The organism is Chloracidobacterium sp., from assembly GCA_016711345.1.
GTDB lineage: Bacteria > Acidobacteriota > Blastocatellia > Pyrinomonadales > Pyrinomonadaceae > OLB17.
In genome coordinates this window covers 3568436-3595161 of record JADJTD010000001.1, presented here as the reverse complement: position 1 = coordinate 3595161, position 26726 = coordinate 3568436, and the positions used below count along the sequence as shown (strand labels likewise).

At 47.6% G+C, this 26726-nt stretch carries 21 protein-coding genes and 2 tRNA genes; 9 read left to right on the top strand and 14 right to left on the bottom strand.

The window, feature by feature from the left end:
* Positions 1–61 precede the first annotated feature (61 nt).
* From IPL32_15215 to IPL32_15170, 10 genes are all read right to left on the bottom strand, one after another.
* On the bottom strand, positions 62–1405 hold the full coding sequence (locus tag IPL32_15215) for a TldD/PmbA family protein (protein ID MBK8467168.1): 1344 nt from the start codon (positions 1403–1405) through the stop codon (positions 62–64).
* Complete coding sequence (locus IPL32_15210; protein MBK8467167.1) at positions 1405–2997, bottom strand: TldD/PmbA family protein; 1593 nt, start codon at positions 2995–2997, stop codon at positions 1405–1407. The genes IPL32_15215 and IPL32_15210 overlap by 1 nt, the downstream gene beginning before the upstream one ends.
* Before the next feature lie 10 nt (positions 2998–3007).
* Positions 3008–4939 carry a hypothetical protein gene (locus tag IPL32_15205; GenBank protein MBK8467166.1) on the bottom strand — a complete coding sequence of 644 codons (1932 nt, stop codon included), beginning with the start codon at positions 4937–4939 and terminating at the stop codon, positions 3008–3010.
* 11 nt (positions 4940–4950) lie between these two features.
* Positions 4951–5652, bottom strand: coding sequence for a DUF305 domain-containing protein (locus IPL32_15200; protein ID MBK8467165.1), 702 nt, complete (start codon positions 5650–5652; stop codon positions 4951–4953).
* Between the two features lie 125 nt (positions 5653–5777).
* Positions 5778–5852, bottom strand: a tRNA-Cys gene (locus tag IPL32_15195).
* Between the two features lie 92 nt (positions 5853–5944).
* Positions 5945–6019 (bottom strand) — tRNA-Gly (locus tag IPL32_15190).
* A 65-nt stretch (positions 6020–6084) separates the two neighbouring features.
* Positions 6085–7725: an ABC transporter substrate-binding protein gene (locus IPL32_15185; GenBank protein MBK8467164.1), complete on the bottom strand. Its 1641-nt coding sequence runs from the start codon at positions 7723–7725 to the stop codon at positions 6085–6087.
* A 15-nt stretch (positions 7726–7740) separates the two neighbouring features.
* A complete protein-coding gene (locus tag IPL32_15180) occupies positions 7741–8847 on the bottom strand; it encodes a glycoside hydrolase family 3 protein (protein ID MBK8467163.1) in 1107 nt (368 codons plus the stop codon).
* A 35-nt stretch (positions 8848–8882) separates the two neighbouring features.
* Positions 8883–9059, bottom strand: a complete 177-nt coding sequence (locus IPL32_15175) for a type II toxin-antitoxin system HicB family antitoxin (GenBank protein MBK8467162.1) — start codon at positions 9057–9059, stop codon at positions 8883–8885.
* Between the two features lie 896 nt (positions 9060–9955).
* Positions 9956–11182, bottom strand: coding sequence for a hypothetical protein (locus IPL32_15170; GenBank protein ID MBK8467161.1), 1227 nt, complete (start codon positions 11180–11182; stop codon positions 9956–9958).
* Positions 11183–11630: 448 nt separating this feature from the next.
* Between IPL32_15170 and IPL32_15165 the strand changes: the two genes are divergently transcribed.
* Positions 11631–12620, top strand: a complete 990-nt coding sequence (locus IPL32_15165) for a hypothetical protein (GenBank protein ID MBK8467160.1) — start codon at positions 11631–11633, stop codon at positions 12618–12620.
* A gap of 47 nt (positions 12621–12667) precedes the next feature.
* Here IPL32_15165 and IPL32_15160 read toward each other — a convergent pair whose 3' ends face one another.
* The 4 genes from IPL32_15160 to mutS all read right to left on the bottom strand — a co-directional run bounded on the left by IPL32_15160 (position 12668) and on the right by mutS (position 16996).
* Positions 12668–12829, bottom strand: coding sequence for a hypothetical protein (locus IPL32_15160; protein ID MBK8467159.1), 162 nt, complete (start codon positions 12827–12829; stop codon positions 12668–12670).
* Between the two features lie 33 nt (positions 12830–12862).
* Complete coding sequence (locus tag IPL32_15155) at positions 12863–13759, bottom strand: hypothetical protein (protein MBK8467158.1); 897 nt, start codon at positions 13757–13759, stop codon at positions 12863–12865.
* Positions 13760–13769: 10 nt separating this feature from the next.
* Positions 13770–14234 (bottom strand): hypothetical protein, encoded by a 465-nt coding sequence (locus IPL32_15150; protein ID MBK8467157.1) that lies wholly within the window; start codon positions 14232–14234, stop codon positions 13770–13772.
* A 95-nt stretch (positions 14235–14329) separates the two neighbouring features.
* Positions 14330–16996: a DNA mismatch repair protein MutS gene (gene mutS, locus IPL32_15145; protein ID MBK8467156.1), complete on the bottom strand. Its 2667-nt coding sequence runs from the start codon at positions 16994–16996 to the stop codon at positions 14330–14332.
* A gap of 208 nt (positions 16997–17204) precedes the next feature.
* On the opposite strand from mutS, the gene IPL32_15140 reads away from it, so the two are divergent.
* The 8 genes from IPL32_15140 to IPL32_15105 are packed head-to-tail and all read left to right on the top strand — an operon-like array spanning position 17205 to position 26722.
* Positions 17205–18209 carry an SLBB domain-containing protein gene (locus IPL32_15140; GenBank protein ID MBK8467155.1) on the top strand — a complete coding sequence of 335 codons (1005 nt, stop codon included), beginning with the start codon at positions 17205–17207 and terminating at the stop codon, positions 18207–18209.
* Positions 18210–18239: 30 nt separating this feature from the next.
* On the top strand, positions 18240–20720 hold the full coding sequence (locus IPL32_15135; GenBank protein ID MBK8467154.1) for a polysaccharide biosynthesis tyrosine autokinase: 2481 nt from the start codon (positions 18240–18242) through the stop codon (positions 20718–20720).
* A 15-nt stretch (positions 20721–20735) separates the two neighbouring features.
* Positions 20736–21722 (top strand): GDP-L-fucose synthase, encoded by a 987-nt coding sequence (locus IPL32_15130; protein ID MBK8467153.1) that lies wholly within the window; start codon positions 20736–20738, stop codon positions 21720–21722.
* Positions 21719–22822, top strand: coding sequence for a GDP-mannose 4,6-dehydratase (gene gmd, locus IPL32_15125; GenBank protein MBK8467152.1), 1104 nt, complete (start codon positions 21719–21721; stop codon positions 22820–22822). Before IPL32_15130 ends, gmd begins: the two co-directional genes overlap by 4 nt.
* Before the next feature lie 9 nt (positions 22823–22831).
* Positions 22832–23758 carry a glycosyltransferase family 2 protein gene (locus IPL32_15120; GenBank protein MBK8467151.1) on the top strand — a complete coding sequence of 309 codons (927 nt, stop codon included), beginning with the start codon at positions 22832–22834 and terminating at the stop codon, positions 23756–23758.
* Between the two features lie 11 nt (positions 23759–23769).
* A complete protein-coding gene (locus IPL32_15115) occupies positions 23770–24981 on the top strand; it encodes a glycosyltransferase family 4 protein (protein ID MBK8467150.1) in 1212 nt (403 codons plus the stop codon).
* 31 nt (positions 24982–25012) lie between these two features.
* On the top strand, positions 25013–25726 hold the full coding sequence (locus IPL32_15110; protein ID MBK8467149.1) for a glucose-1-phosphate cytidylyltransferase: 714 nt from the start codon (positions 25013–25015) through the stop codon (positions 25724–25726).
* Between the two features lie 3 nt (positions 25727–25729).
* Positions 25730–26722 carry a GDP-mannose 4,6-dehydratase gene (locus tag IPL32_15105; protein MBK8467148.1) on the top strand — a complete coding sequence of 331 codons (993 nt, stop codon included), beginning with the start codon at positions 25730–25732 and terminating at the stop codon, positions 26720–26722.
* The last annotated feature ends 4 nt before the right edge of the window (positions 26723–26726 follow it).

Genomic DNA, 26726 nt, shown 5'->3' with positions numbered 1-26726 from the left:
AAATGGCACGAATTATTTATTTTATTCGTGCTAGTCTTGTCATTCGTGGCTAAATTGTATTTTAGACAGCCTCAGATTGCGAAGTGAAGTTAAATTCCTTTAGCTTTAGCGCAGGTAGTAATGAGCCTCCGCCGCCTTCGCTTGAGCCAACGCGCTCGGATTTGCCGACCATCAGCACGTTGCCTGGCGCGAGCATCTTGATGGTAGATTGATTGAATCTGAAATTCTTGAGCGGATACGCGATCTTGCCATTCTCGATCCACCAAACACCGTCTCGCGTTAATCCGGTGCTGCTCGCAGTGCGCGGATCGGTTTGACGGATATACCAAAGCCGGCTGACGAGGATGCCGCGTTCGGTTGAAGCTATCATTTGTTCGAGTGTGCTGCTTGGGCCGTTCGTTTCCATGATCGTATTTACGGGTCCGGGCGTTGGCTCTACGTTTTTCTGCTTGGCCCAGAAACGATTGTATTGCAAATTTTTCAGGACACCGTCTTTCACCATTTCAATACGCTGAGCGGGAATACCGCCTTGAGCTGATTGCGAGCCGGGAAGTTCAGGATGCCACGGGTCACTATAGATAGTCACCTTTTCGTCAAATATCTTTTCACCAAGCTTTGTCTTTCCGCCCGGCGCCGAAAATGCGCTGCGGCCTTCCTCGGCCGTCCTTGCGTTAAATCCGAAGCCAAAGCCTCCAAGCAGATCGGCAACCGCCTGCGGCTCGAGAATGACCGTATAAACACCGGGATCGATCGCCCGGGGATTTTTACCTTCGAGTGCTTTGCGGATAGATTCGCGGGCGATGCGCATCGTGTCGAGCTTTGCAATGTCGTTATGACTGCGGAGAAAATAGCCTGAGCTTTGGCCGTCCGGCGTTCTTGCAGTAATCGACAGTCCGACGCCGGTCGAACGCTCAAATTCAAAGTTGCCGTTCTTCGTCGCGCTGCCGCCGGCCTGAGAATTGGCGTTGTGAAAACCTGCTCCCATCACTTTGTTTTTTTCAAACTCGGCGAGGATCGCACCGACCTGTTTTGCACGATCTGTGAGCGAAAGAGTTGCCGTTGCTTCAAAGTAGCTGTTGACCGGTTTGTATGTCTGACGTCCCAGCGTGGGAACGTATTCGCGGTCGGTCGGTGCAGTGCGGGCGATCTTTTCCGCCTGGTCGACCATTGCGCGAAGGCTGGCGTCATCGAGATCATTTGTCGATGCAGACCCGCGTTTACCGCCGATCCATACCGCTATGCTGGCCGTGCGGCTTATGCGTGTCCCGCTAGTGAGAACATTGTTTGCAGCAAACCTCAGGTGCGACTGCTTACTACTGCCGACATTCGCCGACGCATCGTCAGCTTTGACCATAGAGAGGATCTTTTCAGTCAATGACCTTACTTCAGTTTCGGTTAACAACATTATTCGTGATCCTCCGCTGCATCCGCGTTCGTACCCGATGCGGTATTCAGCACATTGATATTCCTGAATCTCGCCGCTGGGCAGCCGTGCGAGACCGCGTTTGACTGGCTTGGCTGACCCTTGCCATCATTTGCCGAACCGGGTATTTCGTATGTGCTCTGTCCACCCAAACCATCGAGCGAGCCCCAGAAATCCGTTGTTCGCGATTGATACGCCACGTCGCGGAGCATTCCTGTGACTTTGCCGTTCTTGATCTCCCAAAACGTCTGGCCGCCAAATTGAAAATTATAACGCTGCTGGTCGATCGAATAGCTGCCGTTGCCGTAGATCAAAATCCCTTTTTCAACACCGGCGATCAGATCGTCTTGAGAGACGTTTTCTTTTGACGGAGTGAGCGATACATTCGGCATACGCGGAAAGGGAACGCTGCCCCAACTATCGGCGTGCAGACAGCCATACGATCTCGATTTGCCCACGAGTTTTGCCGTGTCGCGTGTAGTTTGCCAATCGACAAAAACGCCGTCCTTTACGAGGTGCCAACTTTGGCCCGGAACAGCTTCGTCATCATAACCGACGGTCGCCATTCCCAACGGCTGTGTGCGGTCGGCAACAAAATTAACCATCTTCGAGCCAAATTGCAACTTGCCCGTTTTGTCGGGTGTCAAGAAACTCGTACCCGCATAGTTTGCTTCCCACAGTAATGCGCGATCAAGCTCTGTAGGGTGGCCGACGCTTTCGTGGATCGTCAGCCATAAATGCGACGGATGCAGCACGAGATCGTATTTGCCAGGAGCCACCGTCGGAGCAGAGAGCTTCATAACAGCGTGCTCGGCGGCAGTTTTGGCCTCGGCTGTCCAATCGTGCTTCGTCATGTACTCAAAGCCGATCTGCTGCGGTTCGCGCAACGAATCCACAGATTGAAAATCACCGGTCGCACGGTTTGTTGCCGTCGCTGTAAAACTGGGATTTGTGCGAATTATGTACTGTTCGATCCGCGAACCGTCGGACGTTGCGAGATACTTCTGTTCATTCACCGACGCAATTGACGAACTCACAAAACTGATTCCTTTGACGCCAAGGGCAGCCTCGTTAATTTTCAAAAGGATCGCTGTTTTTTCATCAACCGGAACATCGAACGGATCTTTTTCAAAGGAACTTTTCCAACCCGTGACAACTCTTGGCGTTGGCACAAGTTCGACCTTCTTACCGGTTATCACGGAGTTAGCCTTAGCGATGGCGGCGGCTTCAGTTGTCACACGTTTGACCTCATCGAGCGTGACGATCGGACTGCTGGCGAAGCCCCACGTTCCATTTATTAAGACTCGTACGCCAAAGCCAAAATTCTGGCCGCTCGAAACATTCTGCACCTGTCGCTCACGAGTACTAACAGCCTCGACTCGATAGCGGTTTATGCGGATGTCCGCATAACTCGCACCAAGTTTCTTTGCCGTGGCAAGGGCCGCGTCGGCAAGTGCATTTTTGTCAAGGCCCAAGTATGCAACGGTTTGGGCCTCGTACGCCCACGCCGGCAGAGCAGCAACGCCGAGGCTCAAACCTGCAGTTTTTATAAAATCACGTCGGGAAACGAACATTTTATTCTCCTTAAAATACCGGCCGCTTAAGGATATCGGCCAATGCACGCATTCTGGATGCATCTATCGAACTCTTCGTCCCAATGGCCCTTTTTTCGAGCGATTTCGCGAAACCGCTGAGTTTTCCTGGTTTTTTCTCGCTCTCAGCCTTCTGAATAGCAGACCTCAAGGTAGCGATCTTATCCGCCGTCATCGATTTTGAACGCTCCAGTTGATCGACATATGCTTTTGCTACAACCAATCTACGAGGCCACTCAAGTTTTGATTGGCTCTGAACATTGAGTCTGGAAAAATTTCTTGAGTTAGCGGCATCGATCTCATTCTGGGTCAGGAATTTTGTCGGGGTCAGTTCAAATATATCGAGTCCGCGTGCGATCTCAGACGAATATATCTTTCCGTTGTACCAGTATGACGACCACGAACCGCCAAGCACAAGCATGTCTTTGTAGATCGGGCCGCGATCATGATATCCGATCTCGATAGGGTGATCGGCATCGGTGAAGTCAACTAACGAGATGCCGCCTTGGTACCAAGCCTGTATTTTAATATCTCGGCCGGGAACAGGAACGAGCGAACCGTTGTGAGCTACACAGTTCTCGCTGTCGCTCTGAGCGGCTGGCAGCTTATAGTAGCTAGCAAACTTCAGCTTGTTATTCTCCAGATGAAAGATCGAGTCGGCCCCCCAGACATTAGGATCGCTCTCGCGACAGCGAGCTCCCATTCCGCCACCCCATTCGTCGGTAAAAACGACTTTCTTGCCATCATTTGAAAACGCGGCCGAATGCCAATATGCGTAATTCTTGTCGTTCACGGCATCCAGGCGTTTCGGGTTTGCGGGATCTTTGATGTCAAGCAATATGCCGTTACCTGAGCAGGCACCGGCCGCGAGTCCGAGTTGTGAATATACCGTTATATCGTGGCATTGATCGGTTTCTACGGGACGACCTTTATTGTCGTGCGAACCGCCGTCGGTTAGGGCGTTGATCGCGCCGGTCTTTTCGTCACCGAAAATGCGCGGCGTCGAAACTATCTTCGCGTCCTTTGGTGCATTTAGCGGCACTTTGATGATGTCGATACGAAAACGAGCGGATTCCTTATCTTTGGCCGGATCGCCATCCGAACATCCGGCGAGCTCTTCGTTCTGACGAACGAACGATGTTCCCGACACGTAAATGTAAACGTGGTCTTTATCATTCTGAGGAACAACTAACGTATGCGTGTGCGAACCGCGACAGGTTTGCACTGCGCCGACCTGTCTCGGATTTTTGATGTCGCTAATGTCGAATATTCTCACTCCGCGAAAGCGATCTTTTTGGGCGGAAGGCAATCCAGGCTGCTGTCCAGCTGCGGGTGGAGGATCAGGCGAAAATCCTTGCGAACCGCAATCGAGCCGGCCGTTTGGCATCTCGACCGACATGAACATCAGATTTTTGTAAACCGAGACATCTCCCTGTCCTCCCGGACAAAGCATAGAAGTCACTAATTGTGTCTTCGCGGGATCGGAAATGTCGTAGATATTCATCCCATAAAAATTGCCAAGAAACAGGTGGTTACCTTGAAACGCGAGGTCGGAGTTTGCGAATGCGAGACCGGCGATAGCCATCCGCATTTGAGCGGGAACCATGGACGCATCGCCAATCCCCATCGCACCCAAAGCGGTGCCAACTTTCGGGCTGTTTGGATCGACACCGAGATCAAAAGCACCTGGCTTTTTTAATAGCGCCAGATGTCTAATGCCAAAGGCCGCTTCACCTGCGTCATAAAGCCCTGGCGAAAGTTTGGTACGGGGATCGTTAGGGTTAGAGCCCGTCATTCCCGCCGGCAATGGCGGAGCGGGCTGTGGTGCGAATGGGTTTTCGTTTTGTGCCGTAGCACCAACCACAAAAAATAAAAGCAAAAGTACCGACCCGAATATAAGACGAATGTTGTTTGTGCGATTCATAGTTTTCTCCACTAGCGATTTTTACCTAACATTTTCTGCATGATCCTGATCTCGGCACGTTGGCCGCTGTCCACATCTGTAATGAAATTGAAAACTTCAGAATCTTGCGCCGTTCCTGGCTTTTCAACAAGCTCTTTTACCATCACTAATGCACCCTCGTGATGCTGTATCATTCCCGCCAAAAACAGCCTATCAAACTCCTTGCCCTTTGCATTTTTGAGAGCGTCCATCTGTTTTGGCGTGAGCATTCCGGGCATAAGCATGTTATGACTCGACATGTCCATTCCTGGCATATGATGATGCATATCTCCGGCCATCTGCATTGACGCGGATTCGCCTCGAACCGCAAGCCAGCGTTCCATAAACCTCATCTCTTCCGCTTGCGAATGACTAATACGTGCTCCGAGAAGACGAAGTTCTTTACTATCAACACGCGAATCCATTAGTTCCACCATCTCAACTGCCTGAGCGTGATGCATGATCATACCCTGCATAAACTCAACATCTTTCTTAGAAGTCGGCGGCAACTGGGCTCGTGTTGAAGGCGGCAGAGTTTTGGTTGGCTGCCCAGGAGCGCCGGGTCGAACCACAATGGGCACTTGTTTTGTGTCACTCTGACCGTTGACAGGTATGACGAAAACGCAAGCTAGTGCCATCACGGCGATCATGACATGAAAATATATCTTCTGTATCAAGTTGGGTCGGTAATTCATTTTTCGCTTGTTCAAGCTTATAGTACGATGTTCGATCTAAAAAGTTTAGGTGAAACGTATAAGATCTACCGATACATCAAAAGAAAAAGCAGCCATCTTGGCCGCTTTGAGTCGTTGAATCTAATTGGAGGCGGCGATCGGAATCGAACCGATGAATAAAGGTTTTGCAGACCTCTGCCTTACCACTTGGCTACGCCGCCGAACCGAAGGTTAAAGGATGAAGGCGAAAGGATAAAGATTGAGCAAGCGAATCACTTTCTCCTTTATCCTTTCGCCTTTCTCCTTTCAAAACTGGAGCGGGAGACGAGATTTGAACTCGCGACTTCGACCTTGGCAAGGTCGCGCTCTACCACTGAGCTACTCCCGCTTGGCAAACAATAATTTTACCGACTGCTCCGAAATTGTCAAGTTATACACCCTGCAATAGTTTAACTATTGAGCGGTGATGTCTTTCAAAAAGACCCAATCGCCACTGCCGCTCATTTTTATATTGCCGATGCGTTTGTTGGAAACGACGATATTTGCAGGATACCATAATGGCAACATGGGCAGGTCGTTGCTGATCATATTCCAGGTTTTTGTGTATAGGGCTTTCGCTGTGGCTTTGTCTGTCGTATTTTCAGCATCATCGATTAGTTTATCGACCTCTGAATTAACATAACGGCCACGATTACAGCAAGACACAAGTTCCGGAATCGGAATTTTCGCTGAGCTGAAAAGATCGCGCAAAAAGATCGTGTCAGTGTTGCCGCCTACCCAAATACCTGTATACATCTGAAATTGACCCAATCCCAACTGCTGGGTAAGGGTGGGTCCATCCAATGTTTCAATCTGAATATTCATTCCGATTTCCGCAAGAGAACTTTGTATTACTTGAGAATATTGACTGGTAGCTGCTCCACCAGCGCGGTATTTGAAAACAATGGGTTCATTATTATAACCAGCCTCTTGAAGTAGCTGCTGTGCCTTTGCTGGATCGTAAGTGTACTGCGTACCAGGCGAAAATGCCCACGACTCAGGAGGCAGAACGGCATCTGCAATTCGAACCTGATTCAGCAATAAGTCCGAAACTATTTTCTTTCGATCTATTGCATAACCTATCGCCTGACGAATCTGCACATTTGCAAGCGGCCCCTCCTTAGTATTGAAAAGAAGGTACTGAATATTAGAACCGTCAAACTTATCGACCTTAAGGTTGACCGATTGTCCCATCGAATTGATCATATCCGGTGGCAGATTTGACGGATTAGGAGCGAGATCAACTGTCCCGGCTTGGAGTTCAGCTTGCAATGATGAAGCATCGGGAAGAACCTTTAGCCGCATTTTTTGCACTTTAGGAGCCGAATCCCAATATTCGGCGTTTCCGGATAATTCTAGGATATTTTGAGATGTGTCAAGGTTGACAAACTTAAATGGTCCAGAGCCCAGCGGCGTTTCTTTTTGTTGACCGATTGTCCCTTCAGGAATGATCGGTATTGCGACCAAATTCGACAAGATCTTGTTCCTGAATGATGGCCTGACTACTTTGATAACGACGGTCTTGGGATCTGGCGTCTCGACCGCGCCGTCCATATAGGGCACCTTTTTTGTCTTTACCTTAACAACAGCTCCTACGCTCGCATTTGCGTTTTTTGGTTCCGTCTTCGGAGCGTTTGAATCTACATTTATCGAAGTATCCGGCGCCGTATCAAAAAAGCCGCCCGCCTTGTAGCCGTTGGATTGGAGCAGTTGGTCAAGGGTGTATTTCACATCGGCTGAGGTTAAGACTGTGCCATTGTGAAATTTTACACCCTCGCGAAGAGTAAAAGTGATCGTTTTTCCATCTTCCGTGGTTTTAATGTCGCTTGCCAGTTCGCCGACATAATCGAAATTTGCATCCTTCCTAACCAACGAATTGAATATCAAAGTTCTGACCCGTTCTGCGGCGGCATCGGATTTTACTGTCGTCAAGGTGTCAAGAGTCGTAAACTGTTCAGGCATTGCTACAGTCACCGCATCACCGCCTCGGCGGCGGCAGTTTGACGCCATAGCAAAAAACGACAAGACAATTACGATAAGGATCAATTTACGCATAAGTTCGATTTTCCTTTAGCGGCTGAGGCGGTCATTGAGAGCGGCGACATCGTCGGAGAGCTGGGCGATTTGGGCTGTGTCGAATGGAAGCGGCGGTGATAGTTTCGATTTCAATGCTGCAATGCGTGCTAGCGATTCATCAATGCGATTCATGCTAATTTCTTGCGACTCAACTGCTTTCAAGACTGCTTCATAGCCTTCGCGAACAGCATTTGGATCCGCACATATTGCCAACATATCGTTGCCGGCTGCGACTGCCATTTTACAGGCTTCGCCGATGCCGTAATTTTTTACAATTGCTCCCATTTCAAGATCGTCCGTTATACAGAGGCCGTCAAACCGAAGTTCGCCGCGAAGCAGGGTGGTTACAAAGTTGTAACTCAATGAAGATGGTAAAAGTTTGCCATTTTCGTCCTGTTCCTGCAAGGGATGCTGCGGAAACGCCGCGTGAGCAGCCATCACGACGCGAACATTGCCAGTAGCGATAAGTTCGCGATACGGAAATAGATCGACATGCGACAGCAAATATTCATCGACATCTACAACAGGTAACTCTTCATGCGAATCAACCTGTGAAGCACCCAAGCCGGGAAAATGTTTTAGACATCCAATAACTCCGTTTGTCTGCAACGTTTGTAAAAATTCACCAGCGAAAGCGGTAACTTCTTCTTTTGAATTTCCAAACGTTCGCGAAAAAAGGCCATTGGTATGTTTTGAACGCTCTTCGTCCATTGCATCGACGACCGGAGCAAAATCCATGTTGAAGCCGAGAATGCGAAGAGTTTCGGCGATGATCCTGGCTAATTCAGCGGCGTCTTGAGCATTAGCGATCTTGCTCGCGGCGGGCATCGGCGTCATTATGCGTCTGAGACGGTCAACAAGGCCGCCTTCCTGATCGATACTCAAAAAGGGAACTACAGGCAATGTTGAACGCAGTTCGTCAAGCAAGTTTCTCGTCTGCTGTGCTTCTTTAATATTGCGTGCAAACAAACACACACCGCCCGGCGAGACCTCGTCGAGCAGCTCTTGGGTCGCCTCATCAACCTCCGGTCCGGCGATGCCGATAAAAAATAGCTGGCCGATCTTTTGTTCTAGTGAAAGGGAATTGAGGTGTTCGATCATAACCTCACTTTTGGGGTCAAGGAATGCCAAGATAATTACACCCTGCGAGCGTCGGCACGATTAAATTCCAGGGCCTCGTCCAAAGTAATTCTCAAACTTTCCAACAGCTCAGGTTTCGTAGCCTCCTGGCAATTGACACCCGAAACTTCTTCGATCCATCCGATCCACCAATCGCCGTCCTGTTTCACGACCGCTGTGTAATTATTCTTCATTGGATAATGATATATTAGCCGATTCTTAAGTGTCTAGCACATCGTTACTTTAGCGGTGCACAAAGTGTCCCACTGTCCCACGGTTTTTTTGTCCGTTTGTCCGGTGTTGTCCGGTGACACCACCGGACAACGCAAACTGTTTATTCACAATAGTTTACAGCCCAGAAAATGACTTGTCCGGTAAATTTTACAAAAAAGTTTTCATCGAACTGTCCCATCGTTTTTTCAACCATTGTCGCTATTACCGTTCCAGATCGTTCCACTATCAAGTGGAACGGTCTAAACTTGGCAATTAAATGAGTTAAGTCCCCCAAAATGCCCGTATTCCACGGTTTTTGAAAAAAATAAGTTTGCGTCTTGCGAAATTCATAAATGTTGTAAATAGTATCGTTACAGCATTTCACCGCTCCAAAACCTTGCGATCATCGCTGGAACGGTAGATACGCTCAAGACTAAAGACATCAGACTCAACACTCCGCATTAGTTATCAAATAACACACTACACGGCCCATAATACGAAAAATCATACAGATTGTTCGCGTTATTATCTATGCAACAACAAGACCAGACGTATGACATTCTCGGCTAGATGTGTGGGAATGGTTCGTGGGCGTTCCAACTTGAGAGCCAGAAAAAAGTCGGAGATTTCGATAGTGCGGTATGTCGCCTAAAACGTGGAAAGGTCGCGGATCAAACGGGATGCAAACTGATCAGCTTTATCTAAAACATCCCGATCTCACCGCGTCTTATCAACAAACCCGGCTTTCTAGAGACTGTCTAAACTACTTCAACGCCTATCCAAATACCCCTTGTATTTGTACTGCTTTTTTGGACTTAGGAAATATAAAATATGTTGGGTTTGGTGTCAAGCGGGAGACCGTCCCCGTTGCATTGATTTATTCGTCAAGTTTCGCCTTATCGTCTTTAGAAGCACTGAAAATATTGAATTGAAACTGTAGAGCCATTTTAACGAGTTCTAAGAACTTTGCTTCGGAAAGGTCTCCAACACTTCTTAAGATGAATGCTCCAATCAGCAAAAAGAACACCTCCACCCCGACAAGAGTAACGAGGAAATACCCCCAAGATGAACTAAAATTTTGAATCAATAAAACTAGACCGACAACGACTACTAGTACAAATAACCAAAAACTGCCAACAGCCCACAATTTAAAGTATTTGTTTTCCTTAAACACTCGATTTGCTTCTGCTTTTTTGTAAAGTTCTAAATCTGTCTGTTTCATAATTCCTAATAAGTCAGGATCATTCTCAAAGGCCAAATACAATTTGTTCCAATCAGATGCATTCGACCTCAAAGCCTCTTTGATATTTTCTAAACGACCTTGCGATATATCATAGTATTGTTGCCATTCGGGATTTTGTCGAAAGGCTTCCATACCGAAAAGAAATGCATTTTTTTCGTGCTGTAGGACTTCTACCAACGAATTAAAAGGTAAATTTAGAGCGCCGTAGTCTCCGTTTGCTTGAAGACGCTTAATCATTATTAGAGCAATGGCAGCGGAAGCGTTTGAATGGGATCCTAATGCCCTTCCTCTCGCGATCCTACCATGTTGTGGATCGAATAGGCCGTCGATAAGCTCTAAATTTATTTCCTCCAGTCTAATCATTTCGCGATAACAATCTAAAGCTTCGACAAACGAGTAGTTATCAAAGCTTTTCCTAGCCTTATTTGCGAAATCGGAAATTTCGCTAGATCGCAGGAAATACTTCCACTTAGGAATATGTGCTCCCAAAGTATCTCTAACTTCGGTAGAGAGACCTTGAGGAAGATTCTCCAATTTGCAAAGACATTTTTTTAAATGCTCGTTAGCCTTATTCCTGAATTCCTCAGTTTTATCTGTATCACGTTTTTCATAGAAATAGGCGGCCAAACAGTCGTTTTCTTCGAAACGGTAATAGTTTGAATATACGAAGTATTGTGTTTCAAAATCTATCGGCTGGTTCGTATTTGTTAAATACTCCAGTTTGGTTGCCGCTTCGGAGAAGCGTGTAGCAGCTTGGATATAATTGTCCAAATGATGCACTTCCTTACGGGCAATCTCTTTAAATTCCACGCCCTTCGTGTACAAAATTTGAGATTCTTCTTCAATTGCTTCGACGCACATTATAATGATTAAAACTCACAGTCCTTCGATAGTTGTTTTCCTGTCGCCCACGTCAAACTGATAGCCTTCGTTGTATTTCTTTGGTTTAGACATGTGGTTGTCCTTGGACCTTATTGGTGCGTCAAAATAATAGACGACAAACGGGCGAAATGTAAAGACTATGCATGCGGAATCCGCAATTAAACGATCTCGTCTTTGACCTTGTGTGAAAAGCTGTTTCGAATTCTTCGACAGAGTGTTGATCTCGGTGTTGCGGTTTGTCGCCAAAGATTGGTCGCGAACTATACAAAACAATCCATAACAGAACGCTGAACTTTTGATTGCACATATGAACCCTATATGTTATAAGAGATTAATTCAACCAAGTCATCTCAAAATTTTGAAATTTGTACTCTCAACGAGGGTGAATTTTAAATGCTAACTTTAATCAGCTTATAGCATAAATAATATGGAAGATAACGATCAATTGATGATAGGTAAAAATACCAATATAGATCAAAACAGCCCAAAAAGTTCTGATGAAAACAATCTTTGGACCACATGGTATTCTTTTGTTTTAATCGTGTTTTTCTGTTTTGCGTTTAGTTTGAATTTTTGGCTTAAGAACGTTTTATTGATGGTTTTTGGAGAATCTATTGCCATCGACACAATTAGTTATGTAATCTCACACCTCGGTGAATTTTTAGCGTTAGTAGTCGGGGTTCATCTTATTTATCATTTTTTTTTCGCTCGACATGAACAGAACATCTTTATTAGTAATATGCGCTCTCAACTTGAAGGCACTACTAAGAAATTCGGCGATTCTTTACAAGATGCGAGTAAGTCATTAGATGCAATTAACCAATCTGTTGGCAAACTCGACGGGGCTATTCTAAAGATTGAATACATGAAAGTCCATGAGCTAATTGACCAAGCAAATCAGGAAAAGACCCAAATTTATGAAAAAGCTATCGATGAAATCAAAAAATGCGAGCATTCTATAGACATTTTTACTTCCTATCTTTCCGAAGCTAATTGCGATGACAATGGTGTAGAAAATGCTAGGAAAGAATATTTTAAGAGTTTAGAAAATCTTGTTGAAAATCCTCCCCCAAATAAGGATTTTAAGTACCGTCGAATTGTTCAAGCTAAAACTGTTGAAGATCTATGGACAGATTTTAGCAACGAATCTCCCTATAAGTCACACATTGAAAAAATCAGAAACATGGAGAAAGGCGGTCACCCATGCTCAATTGGTTTGATGAGTCGTCGTCGCCCAACAACTTACGTCATTATAGATAAGAAAGTACTATTGTGGCAGATTAACCAAGTTGAGGAAGACGGTAAAATGGACCTATATGGAATGTTCATTGTTCAAGATCCGCAACGAATATTAATTGAACATTTTAGCGAAGAATTTGACAACTGCTGGGATAAGAAGTCATCAACTTTGCCTTAATGATTTACCAATAACAAATCGCCAACTCTTTTCATTATCTTGTGTCATTACCCGATTGAAAATAGCGCAGTCAACTCACATAATGGAAAATCCGCTCTATTGCTTATGATCTTTTTGAGAAGCCGTTCGGCAGAGAGGGCGTTGATCTCGACGCCGTTAAACTCGGCTTTCACGTTAGCTTCCCTTTTTGCCAAGAATGTCGTCGCCATCTATCACGTTATCCCATCAAAATCGCAAGGATGTTAGTTGTTAATCGTGAAGGGCACGGGCGGTATCTCGGGTTGCGGTTTTACCAGCTTTATCTGTCCCTGTTCATCTACCTCGTATATTTTTGAGGTCAACGGTGATGGATAACGTTCCATTTCGCGCTCCATCTTTGCCTTCATCTCGATCTGATAGTTCTCGTCTTCGATATCTATCCATGCGTAAAAGCGATGACGGCTCGGGATGCCAAAACGAAAAGGCGAGCCTATGGTCTGTGCTATGAGATAGCGAAACTGGGAAATAAGCAGACAAGTCGTGACAAACTGCTGCCCCTTTTCCGGCCACAGTTCGTTACGCGGCGTGTTGGTCCCGACAATTTCGATGCCTTCGGAAAGATCGGCGAGGTTTTCCATCGCCTGCTTAAAAAGCTCGTCCATAGTTTTTCCCCACGAGTCGAGCATTTCCTGTGTGATCCAGTACATTATCGTTTGCTGAGGACGGTCGATCACTAATGCTGTCACCACCTCGTCGCCAAAAGGATAATGGAGTTTGCCCTCGGGGATCTCATTAAGCCGGACGTGTTGGAGCCGCACAAGGTCCTTCACATCGCCCCAAGTGAAATCCGGAACCTCTGTCGCGACAGATACGTCCTCTGCCATGTTCAGCATTCCGGCATATTCATTAAAGATCGCGTCTTTTAGATCTTCGTGCGTTTTGCCAGATATCGAGTACCGTGCATAAAGGTCGCGCAGCGGGACATTGATACGAACATTGTCCTGTTTGTTGCCCACAAAAAAACGATCTGCATCTCCCGGCTCAAGCGGACGGACAATGTACTGAGGATAGATCTCCTGAACCGCCTTGATGGCACGGTCGCGAAACGCTAACTTCTCTTCGTGAGCCAGACCAGCCCAAACTTTTTGATAGTTGATCATGTTGTCACCTCTAGTCGTCCTCGCCTTTTAGGATCGCGTCGAGTTTTGTTGCTTCGAGGATGGCAACGCTGTCGAGGAATTCTTCGCGCGTCTCGATGGGCATCGGGCCTAATACGGTTTCGGTAAACTTTTCGAGCAGATGCGGCTTTTGGTGTTTGATGCTTATGTAGAGCCGCTTTGAGGCTTCCCAAGCCCGGTCGACCGATGCCGACATCTCCGCTTCTCTCGCCTTTTCGGCTTTATAGCGGTCGTATTCCTCCGCCAGCCCTTTTTCCAACCCGTCGATGATCCGGTCAAATTCGCGTAGCTGTTCATCAACCGTCGCCTTGTCGGCGGGAGAAACGTGCACGCCCCGCGCCACACCTTCCTTGATCTGCGCCCGATATCCTTCGCGAGCTTCAAGAAACTCAGTCAGATGCACGAGGTTCTTTTTGTAGTCCTCCGGCATTTCGTATTCGTGTTGCGGTCTCGACATGTGGTTGTCCTCTTAAATTTTATTTTGTGCGTCAAAATAATAGACGACAAACGGGCGAATTGTAAAGATTACAAAGGTAGAATTGCGTAGTGTAATTAAACGATCTTGTCTTTGATCTTTGTAAGAAGCTGTTTGGATTCTTCGGCGGAGAGGGTGGTGATTTCGGTGTTGCGTAGTTCGTCTATGGCGGTTTCGTTTGTTACGGCGAAGAGGGAATATTGCGAGGCGGCGTGGCCCGCAGCGGCTTTGGCTAGGCCGGTTTTCTTTTCGTCGGCAAAGACGGCGAGTTCGTATTTTTCGAGCTTCTCGAGGACGCCTTTGGCACGTTCGATTACTGTTTGCGGCAGACCGGCGAGTTTGGCGACGGCGATGCCGTAAGATTTTGAGGCTTTGCCGGGTTGGAGTTTGTGGAGGAACACAACATTACCGTCCTTTTCGGCAGCCGTTATCTGATAATTTTTTGCTCCGGGTAGGTTTTCGGCAAGCTCGGTCAATTCGTGATAGTGCGTGGCGAATAAGGTCTTTGCAGAGTGCTCCTGTGAATTATGAAGATACTCGGCGACGGACCAGGCGATAGATAATCCGTCAAAGGTCGAAGTGCCGCGTCCGATCTCATCGAGCAGGACGAGGCTTCGCGGCGTGGCGTTGTGGAGGATGGCGGCAGTCTCGGTCATCTCGACCATGAAGGTCGAGCGGCCCGATGCAAGATCGTCCGACGCTCCGACACGCGTCCAGATCCGGTCGAGGACCGGAAGTTTGGCCGACGAGGCCGGGACGAACGAACCGATCTGTCCGAGGATCTGAATGATCGCGACTTGACGCAGGACGGTCGATTTGCCGCCCATGTTTGCGCCGGTGATGACCAGCAGACGGTCGGTCGAGTTGTTCATCACAAGGTCGTTAGGAATGAACGATGTGCCAAGCGAGGCTTCGACAACGGGATGACGGCCGCTCTTGATCTCGATCTCATCGCCATCATGCAAAACAGGGCAAACGTAATTTCTTTTTGCTGCGACCTCAGCCAAAGAGCAGAGTGAGTCTAACGTAGCAAATGCTCTTGCGGTGGACTGTAGTTTGCGCGTTTCTTCGCAGACTTTATCTCTAACTTGTTTGAATAACGTAGTCTCGATCTGGGCGATGCGGTCTTCGGCACCGAGTATTTTCTGCTCCCATTCTTTTAGCTGCGGCGTCGAATAGCGTTCGGCGTTGGCGAGCGTCTGGCGGCGTTCGTAATCGTCGGGAACACGTGAAACAGCTCCTTTCGATATCTCGATGTAGTAGCCGAAGACGTTGTTGAAACGGATCTTTAGATTTGAAATTCCGGTGCGTGTTCGCTCTTTTTCTTCAAACGCAGCGATGGTCTGTTTCGCGGAAGTCGAGATGCCGCGAAGCTCGTCGAGTTCGGCATCGTAACCATCGCGGATCACACCTCCGTCGGTTACATTGACGGGAGGTTCATCACTAATGGCACGGTCGATAAGATCGCGTGTCTCAGGCAATTCGAAAATGTTCTCGGACAATACTTGAAGCAGCAGGGAAGTCGCGTCCGACAGCGTCTCATTTACAAGTGGAGCCTGGCCGATCGAGCGACGCAACGCGATCAGATCGCGAGGGCTTGCCGTTCCGTAGTTTAAGCGGCCGATGAGACGTTCGAGATCGCTCACGTTCTTCATCAGGAAACGTAGCTTGTCGCGTAGAATCAGATCGGAAAGTTCGGTCACCGCCGAAAGTCGGGTTTGAATTTCACTGCGCTTGATCGACGGCCTTGTTAGCCATTGCTTTAAGAGCCGCGATCCCATTCCGGTAATACACTCGTCGATAACGCCAAAAAGCGTGTTCTTACTCTTTTCGCCGCGAGATTCAAATATCTCAAGATTCCGCAGCGTCACCGCATCGAGGACGAGAAAATCGTTGGACTCGAAATATTTTATCTCGGAAATATGGCCAGCTGTCGCACGCTGCGTTTCCTGCGCGTATTTTAGACAGGCTCCAGCGGCACTTGTCGCGGCACTTTTCCCGCCGAGACCAAATCCCGAAATTTCGCTCACTTCCATCTGGCGTTTGAGAAGGCTTTCCGCATCCCGAAGATCGAATTCTGCGTCATCGAGCGGCGTAAGCGTCAATGATGCATCGGACGATCTCGGCGAACCGTTGTCTTCAAAAAGAGACTGTGCCACGTCATTTTTTGACGCTCCAAATACTTGCCTAACTGCTTTTTCCAGCGATCGTGGATACAAAAGCTCGCGAGGTGCGTAAGACTCGATCTCGCCGCAGACCTTTTGAAGTGAATCCGCTCCGACGATCTCGGTTGCTAAAAATTGACCGGATGATGTTTCAAGGAAAGCTGCTCCGAAAGTTTCGCCGCTTCCGTATATCGCTGCTAGGTAAACAGACTCCTTTGATTCGACAAGTTGCGGGTCAATCGCGGTGCCGGGCGTAATGACCCGGACGACCTCGCGTTTTACGAGCTTTGTTCCTTTGGTAGGCGTTTCGGTCTGTTCACAGATGGCGACGCGATAGCCTTTTCGGACCAAGCGGGCGATGTAGTTTGAAGCTGCATGATGCGGAATGCCGCACATTGGGATCGGATTTGGCGTGTCCTTGTGGCGAGCGGTTAATGTAATCTCAAGTTCACGAGAGCCAACTAGAGCGTCCTCGTTGAACATCTCATAAAAGTCGCCCAGCCGGAAGAAAAGGATCGTTCCGGGGTACAGTTTTTTGATCTCGAGATATTGCCGAAGCATCGGCGTTGCATTTTCCATCGTTCAAAGGGTATGAATCAGAGTTTAGCGAAAGCCGTCAAAGTTTCAAAATCAGTGTTTTCAATGGCCGCAACCTTTGTTACTATAATTGTTTGCATGTATCTTGAGGTGCGTTTTTGAGTAGTTCCTTAACTACCGCGTTCGGGATGGTTGGAGCCATGAGAAATGATCTCCAAGGGAATTAGTTGTTGATTTGCTGGAATTTAGTATGAAAAAGTTAGGAATTTGTTTTACGTTTTATTTTCTGACCCTTTTTTGTGTCGTGAATGCCTTTGGGCAAGCCGTTGCCCCGCAAACAGCAGCAAAACCAACGCCACCAGAATCACTCATCAAAGTCATTTCCACACAGACGCCGGAAGAGGACCAATACAAGATCGGAACACAGGATATACTTGATGTTCAGGTATTTAAGCATCCCGAATTAAATCAGAGGATCGCTGTCGGCCCGCTTGGCACAATTGCCCTTTTTAAGCTTGAAAAGCCTGTAACGGCAGTTTGCAAGACCGCAAGGGAACTCGCGAATGATATAGAAATCGCTTACAAGGAAAAGTACCTGAGAGATCCCGACATCCAGGTAATGGTGCTTGAGCAAAAATCACGCTCATTTGCTGTTATCGGTGCGGTCGAAAAACCCGGAAATTATTTCATTTCGCGAAGGGTGCACCTGCTTGAATTGCTGGCTTTCGCGGGTGGGCCAAATAAGGAATCGGGAACGCGGGTTTTGGTCGCTAGAGCCGGGAGCAATTCGAACTGTAAAGAGAACTCAGCTTCGGCAGGTGATGACGAAGGAATCGAGGTAATGGACTTTAAACTTCGCGACGTCCAGGAAGGTAAACAAACGCTCTGGATGAAGGCGGGAGATGTGGTGTCGGTTTTGGATGCCGACATTGTTTATGTTTATGGAAATGTAAATAAACAAGGCTCGTTAAAGATCCGCGAGCCGATCACTCTGACGCAGGCAATTGCTTCTGCTGAAGGATTAAAACCGGCTGCGAAGACGAGCAAGATTCGAGTCTTACGACAGACTCAGGGAAAGGCTGATCGTGAAGAGATCATTTATGATCTTGGCCTTATCGACAAAGGAAAAATGAAGGACCCGTACCTTGAACCGAACGATATCGTTGCCGTTTCTGAGGATAAAGCAAAGGCGATCTTGCGAGGAATCACAAACACGATCAAGAATACTGTTCCGTCTGCGGCTTACCGTTTCTGAGGATAAAGAACGTTTACCGCGTTGTATAAAATGAAAGAGACCCGTGGAATAATTAAAAGCCCTTTGACGGAGACTACTGAGCTTGAGAGCAATTTTGAAACTCCTTTTGCTCCAGTCGGACGATACCCTGCATATCGCGATATCAATCAGCGCGAAGGGTTTCAGTTGGCGGACTATTGGCGTGCCATCCGCAAGCGTCTCTGGCTTGTGCTCGGCATTGCTGTTTTAATGACCACGCTGGCCGCGATCTACATGGCCCGCAAGCCAAACGTCTATCGGGCACAGGCCGTAGTTCAAGTTGATAACGAGCAAAACAATCCCGACCTCGTCACTACAGACCGTCAGCGGCCAATCTCAAATCCTGATCCGTCATATTTTAATACGCAGCTTCAACTCCTTTGGAGCGAAAGTCTTTTGCGACGTGCCGTCAAGGAACACGATCTCGACACAAATAAAGAACTGCTGCAAGCTAAAGCAGAAACTGGTTCCTCCGCCTGGAGATCGATACTGAAATCTATTGGCTTAGCGACGGCTGATAAAAATGACAAGGCGGGAACGGTTCGCCTTGAAGAGTCTGGGCTTGCAAGTTCCGACGAGATCGCCGAAGCAGTCAGGTTGACACCGTTTGTCGAATTGATCCGCCGTAACCTCGAAATTGAGCCTCGTCGCGAATCAAGGGCGACCGTCAAAGATACGCGTCTCATAGACCTCGCATTTTCTAATACAAATCCAGAACTCGCGGCATTCATCGTAAACAGCATTGCAGAAACATTTACTACCGTAAATCAGGAAAAGCGTTCGGGCACGAGCCGCAAGACTAACGATTTTTTGCAGGAGAGGATCGCCACTCTTCAGACAGATATTCAGAACGACGAACAAAAACTTGCCGATCTGACGCGGAGCGAAGGCATCCTCAAAACCGGCACCGATCAAACGATTGTGATTGATCGGCTCAGCGGTCTAAACAAAGATCTTTTGGTCGCTGAGAACGAGCGAAAGAATGCCGAAGCGGATTTTATGACGGTTAGCAATTCGCCCGACAAGGTCAAGGCCCTTGCCGAGGAGAAAATGGCTTCGTTTATAACCCAGCAAGACAATATCACTCGTACTCTGCAGGCCGATCTACTCAAAAAGATAGCCGAACTCCGTAAGGACCGGGCACAAAAGCTGCAGGAATTTCAGGAAGGCACAGATGTTATTCGCGAGATCGATGACCAGATAAAAAGCTACGAGGAATCCATAGACAAAGCCGTTGCGAAATTTAATACATATCGGGAGACGTATCGCGAAAGGGCGGCAAAGGAACTGCTTGAAAATCTGCGGACAAAATATCTACAGGCTAAGTCGAAAGAAGATAAGATCCGCGCGGATTTTAATAAACAATATAACGAAGCCCAAGGGCAAAATCAGGGTGCAGTTAATATAAGATTGCTTGAGCAAAATATTGAGACCAATAGAGGCTTCTTAGATAACCTGCGAAAGCAAGTGAGCGGAAACGACATCGCCGCTCAAGGCTCCGATAACAACATCAGTGTCATCGAGATCGCGATACCGCCGGAATTGCCAATTGGGCCACGCCGACTTATGACGGTTTTTGCTGCGTTGTTTTTATCGACGCTCTTCGGAATGGGACTCGCATTGGTCTTGGAGTATCTCGATGACTCTATTCGTTCTACGGAAGAGATAGAACAATTTCTGCAGCTTCCGGCACTTGCGGCGATACCGCGTATCGATCAGTTACAGAAACGGAAACTTTTACTTGTCGGATCTGACAACGAGACCGGCGTGGACTATTTGGCGTCGGAGCTGCTTATCCATGCCGATCCGCGCTCGTCTTTGGCAGAGGCCTATCGTCATCTGCGAACTTCAATATTGCTATCGACCGCCGGCCACGCTCCTAAGTCGCTTTTGATCACATCGAGTTTGCCGTCAGAAGGCAAGACCACAACGGCAACAAACACCGCGATCAGTCTCGCCCAAACGGGAGCAAAGGTTCTCATCATTGACGCCGATATGCGTCGGCCTCGGCTGCACTCCATTTTTGACATTGATAATCGCGCGGGACTTAGTACGCTGCTGGCAAGTGAATTGAGCGATGCCGAGATCGACGATGCGATCAGACAGGACGAAAAGTCTAAATTGTATTTGCTCACTTCAGGTCCGATACCGCCAAATCCCGCCGAGCTGATCGGTTCCGAGCAAATGGCAACGTTGCTGAGAATGCTGCAAAATCGATTTACTCACATAGTGGTAGATTCGCCTCCGATAGCGTCGTTTACCGACGGAGTTCTTATCGCATCAATGGTCGATGGTGTAATATTGGTGGTTCATTCAGGCAAAAGCTCGAAACAGGTTGTTCGCCGTTCACGGCAACTGTTGAATGAGATTGGAGCAAAGGTCTTCGGAGTGGTTTTGAATAACGTCAATCTTAACTCTCAGGATAATTACTACCACTACCAGAGCTACTATCATAGTGACAATTACCGCAGCGACGATCAACAAAACGGCTAGATCGACGGCTCTTGTATGAACTACAAAGAAAAGCGGATCTATATTGCGGGTTCCGGCGGTATGGTCGGGAAAGCAATTCGCAACAATTTTGAAAAAAGCGGCTACCGAGATCCGATTGTCCGAACATCCATAGAACTTGATCTGACCGATCAGACTAAGGTCGATCGTTTCTTTTCCGTAGAAAAGCCGGAAGTCGTTATCGTCGCCGCCGCCAAAGTTGGCGGCATTCTAGCGAATGATACGTACCGGGCTGAGTTCCTCTACGACAACCTGATGATCGAGGCGAATGTGATCCATTCCGCTTATAAACATCAGGTCGAAAAACTTATTTTTTTGGGCAGTTCGTGCATTTACCCAAGACTTGCATCACAGCCTATCAAGGAAGAATCTTTGCTTACAGGGCCTCTGGAATCGACGAATGAGCCCTATGCGATCGCAAAGATCGCGGGCATCAAACTTTGCGAAAATTATTTCCGGCAGTACCAGAGCGATTTCTTTTCCGTAATGCCAACAAATCTATACGGCCCGAATGACAACTTCGATCTGCAGTCATCTCACGTTATTCCTGGATTGATCCACAGGCTTCACATCGCTAAAACAGCTGCGTCCGATGAGGTAATTGTTTGGGGAAGCGGTACGCCGCTTCGAGAATTTTTATATGTCGAAGACCTCGCCGATGCCGTTGTATTTTTGCTGGAAAATCTTGAGGCCCGCGAAGCTTATGCTTACGGCATTTCACATATCAACATAGGCTCAGGGATCGAGATCGAGATACGGGATCTCGTCGAGTTAATCAAGAAAATTGTGGGGTTCGAAGGAAGTATTCGTTTTGATACTGAAAAGCCGGACGGCACACCACGAAAATTTTTGGACAGCTCTCGCCTGTCAAAAATCGGCTGGCAGCCAAAAATCTCACTTGAAGATGGATTGAAACTGACCTACGATTGGTTTCTTAGATCAGGAGTTTTCGAAAATTCAAAGCACGCATTGGATCACAAATGAAAAAGGCGCTCATCACCGGAATTACAGGACAAGACGGCAGTTACCTGACCGAGATCCTGCTTGCAAAAAATTACGAAGTGCATGGGATCATTCGAAAATCCAGCTCCTTTAATACGGGACGTATCGATCACCTTTATCGTGATCCTGAGATACTGAACAAGACCCTATTTCTGCATTACGGAGACCTGATTGATCCTAGCAGTCTTAATCGTTTACTGGACAAGATAGAACCTGAGGAAATATACAACCTGGCCGCGCAAAGCCACGTAAAGGTCTCATTTGATATTCCTGATTACACAGCCCAAGTTGACGCTCTCGGCACATTGAGATTTTTAGACGCCATCCGCGAAACTGGACTCAGAAGAGTAAAATTTTATCAGGCATCAACCTCAGAATTATTTGGAAAAGTGCAAGAAACGCCGCAGACTGAAACCACGCCTTTTTATCCGCGTTCCCCGTACGGAGTTTCTAAGCTTTTTGGATATTGGATGATCGTCAATTATCGCGAGGCATACGATATTTTTGCGAGCAATGGAATTCTGTTCAATCACGAATCACCGCGGCGTGGAAATACCTTCGTAACCAAAAAGATCACTCGCGAGATCGCTCGTCTTGTCCACGGAAAAGGCGGAAAGCTGATTTTAGGAAATCTTGACGCCAAAAGGGATTGGGGTTATGCACCGGAATTTTGCGAAGGTATGTGGCGAATCCTCCAACACCACGAAGCTGACGATTTTGTACTCGCAACCGGAGAATCGCACTCGGTTCGCGAGTTCGTTGAAACCGCATTTTCCAATCTTGGGATCGAGATCGATTGGACAGGAAAAGGCGTCGATGAAAAAGGCGTAATCAACAGTATTGACGAAATGGTCTTTGGAGAGAAGATCGGTTCGGTAGAACGATTTGTTAGTGTCAACGATGTTGTAGTTGAAATAACCCCGACATACTATCGACCGACTGAAGTTGACTCGTTGATCGGCGACGCGTCCAAAGCGGAAAAGATTCTCGGCTGGAAAGCGAAAACGCGCTTCGACGAACTTATCAAGATCATGATCGATGCCGACGTAGAATCCGTTAAAAATTCCCCGGCCGATTTCTAACCTTTTCGAATGAAAACACGAAAAATTGAGATCATCACGCCGGTTCATAATCGCCGCGAAGAGACGCTCCAATGTTTGAGAAGTCTCGCGCGGATCGACAAAACAGGCTTGCAGGTTCACATCATCGTCGTCGATGACGGTTCAACAGACGGGACTGCGGAGGCTATTGCAGCCGATTTTCCGGATGTTGAGATCATTAAGGGCGACGGCAACCTTTGGTACACGGCCGGAACGAATCGCGGATTAGAAGCCGCTCTTCGTCACGATCCCGATTATATTCTTGCGATAAATAACGATTCGATCTTCGATGAAAAGTGCATCCTGAGCATGGTCAAATGTGCCGAAAAATATCCACGGTCAATCATCGGCTCGCTTCTTCTGGATTGGTCAACACCGCATAGGATCTTTCAGGTCGCACCGCGTTGGGAATTGTTGCGAGGCGGTTATCGCCATTGGTTTCAACAAACGATATGGACCGTTCCGGAACGCCCCTGGGAAGTCGAGTTGATCGTTGGCAACTGTGTTCTGTATCCTGCCAAAGCGGTAAGGGATAACGGTTTAATGGACGAAAAGCACCTCGTCCAATATGGTGACGCAGAATACACACCACGAATGCGCCGACGAGGCTGGCGACTGCTCATCGAGCCGCGTGCCCGAACCTTTTGCAAGCCAAACGATCCAGCAACAGGATTTCGGAAATTGTCTCTAGCGAAGAAACTCAGCCGTTTCTTTTTTGACTCTACAGGCCCATATAGTTTCCGGCGCAAATTTTATGGGAGCATGGGAGGCGCGCCAAATCTAGTTGAAGGTTTGTTGGCAATTCCGATCTACTATTTGCGTTTGCTCATCGGGAAAAATACTGAGGGAGCTTGGGCACTTCAACAACACGAAGAACCGCTATCAAAAACGTTTGCGGCGGCTGTGATCGATGAATAAAAATTAGTTAAATGCGTCAGATCATCTACGTTTGGAATTATCGCGAATGGGGTGGTGCACAGATATATTTTTTGTCTCTGATGAAACAGGCAAAAAAGTCGTATCATGTGACCGCTCTAATCCCTGCGAACTCCGAACCGAAGATCTTGCAATATCTCAATTCGTTGCAGATCTCCATCGAATTTCTGCAAAATTCCTCCTTGCCTGATAGTAAGTACGGTCTGTTGGGTAGATTGGCAAATCGCATCACTATTCACCGCTCGGAAAGCCAAATGGTCCGCAACATTCTGGCTCGTCCAAACATTGCAGATGCGATATTTCATATTGATCTCGGCTTTTGGCAGTCTTTCTTTTCGCTTTTCAGGTTGTGCCGGAAGACCAATGTCTTTATGACGATTCATACCGGCCTGCCGCTTTACACGGGCTGGCGAAAATTGCGTTGGCAGATAAAAGGAAAAGTCATTAGCCGGTTCTCAAGCTTTCATCTGCTTGCTTCAAATCAAGAGGCAAAAGGTAGTTTACAACCGTACATCGGTTCGCAAAAATTCGCGCAGGTTGACGTCACTTATTCCGGCATTGATCCTGTTGAGATAACCAACGTTATAAACATTCTTCCTGCAAAAACTGAGATATTGAAACGATACGGACTGCCTGAAAATAAAACGATACTAATGACGGTAGGACAGTTCATCGAACGTAAGGGCTGCTGGGTTTTACTGGAAAGTCTAAAACAACTCAAAGACGCCGGGAGAGAATTTGTTTTTGTGTGGCTGTCGACAACGCTTCCTGACGCCGAGACTTTGAAGAAGGTAGAGTCTTACGGACTCGGCAGCTCATTTCGATTAATTGACTCGGAAGAGATCGGCCAAACACGCGAAGACATGTTGACACTGCTGAGCAGTGCGGACATTTTCATTCTTGCGAGTTTGCAAGAAGGATTGCCAATCGCCCTGATCGAGGCAATGGCACTAGGACTGCCATGCATCACCACAAACGTCAACGCCATACCCGAAGCAATCCTTGACGGCCAAACGGGCGTGTTAGTTCCTCCGCGCGATTCGATTCAACTAAGCAAAGCAATCGCCTCACTGCTAGACGATCCACTGCATAGGGATAGTCTCGGTGCAGCAGCGAAAAAAACTGCATTTGATAAATTCAATGCTCAAACTACAGCCGAGCGAACGCTGAAACTGTACGACGACGTGTGGCAAACAAACCGCTAGCAATGTAAAATCGTGCATTAGTATTCATTTTATGAAGGTTGTCATTCTATGCGGCGGACAGGGAACTCGTCTGCGTGAGCAGACAGAAACAATTCCAAAGCCGATGGTCGAGATCGGCGGCAAGCCGATCATTTGGCATATAATGAAGACCTATGCCCATTTTGGCTTGAATCAATTTGTCTTGTGTCTAGGTTATAAGGGCGAGGTCATCAAAGATCACTTTAGCCGGCATGGTAATAGTGAATGGGAAGTTTCGCTGATTGAAACCGGAGAAAATGCGATGACCGGCGCCCGTGTTTTTCGCGTTCGGGAACAATTGGGAAACGAAGCCTTTTGTTTGACTTACGGCGACGGACTAGGAAGTATCGACATTGCCACACTACTAGAGTTTCACAAAACTCATGGCAAACTTGCGACTGTCACCGGCGTGCGGCCTCCAAGCAGGTTTGGCGAACTGATGCTCGACGGCGATAAAGTTGTAACGTTTGCAGAAAAGCCACAGGTCACAGAGAGCTTTATCAACGGCGGCTTTTTTGTAATGGAGCCGGAATTCATCGACCGTTATTTGTCGGACGATGACAACCTCACGCTCGAACGTGAACCGTTACAGCAGGCAGCTCTCGATGGTGAACTGATGATGTTCGCTCATACAGGTTTTTGGCAGCCGATGGATACCTACCGCGAATGGAAAATGCTCGAGGAGATGTGGGATAACGGCACCGCCGAGTGGAAAATGTGGGATTAAGTTATGGATCTGAATCCGAAATTCTGGCTTGACCGTCGCGTCTTTGTGACAGGAGCGACGGGCCTTTTGGGAAGTTGGTTGACGGCTAAACTGGTGTCTGTCGGCGCCGATGTTGTGGTGTTGATACGCGATTGGGTTCCTGAATCTGAGCTGTTTCAAAATAACGCTGTGTCCGGCGCGACCGTGATACGCGGTGACCTTACTGACCAGGAACTTTTAGAACGCATTTTCAATGAATACGAGATCGAAACTGTTTTCCACGCCGCCGCTCAGACTATTGTCGGCACGGCAAATCGAAGTCCGATCTCGACGTTTGAATCGAACATCCGCGGAACTTGGTGCCTTCTCGAAGCTGCTCGCCGATCGGAGTTAATTAAACAAGTCATTGTCGCATCATCCGACAAAGCCTATGGCTCACATGACGAGCTTCCATATCGCGAGGACGCTCCACTGCAAGGGAAACATCCTTACGACGTCAGCAAATCCTGTGCAGACCTGATCTCGCAAAGTTACGCTCACACATTCGATCTGCCCGTATGCATCACGCGATGCGGAAATCTTTTTGGCGGCGGCGATCTCAATTGGAACAGATTAATTCCGGGCACGATACGGTCGGCAGTTCGTAATGAATCACCAATCATTCGCAGTGACGGCACTTACATCCGCGATTATTTTTATGTCGAGGACGCTGCACTTGCATATATGATGCTGGCGGAAAAAATGGAGGAAAATCCTGATATTTGCGGCGAGGCGTTCAACTTCAGCAACGAGATACAAATAAATGTGCTTGATCTAACGCATCAGATACTGAACTTGATGGGCCGCGATGATCTGAAGCCGACAATACTAAACCAGGCTGGAAATGAGATACAGCATCAATACCTGAACGCCGAAAAGGCCCGTAAAATTCTAGGGTGGAAACCTGAATTTACTCTCGACGACGGGCTGAAACTCACGATCGGCTGGTATCAGCGCTTTTTCGCTCAAAAATCATAAAAAC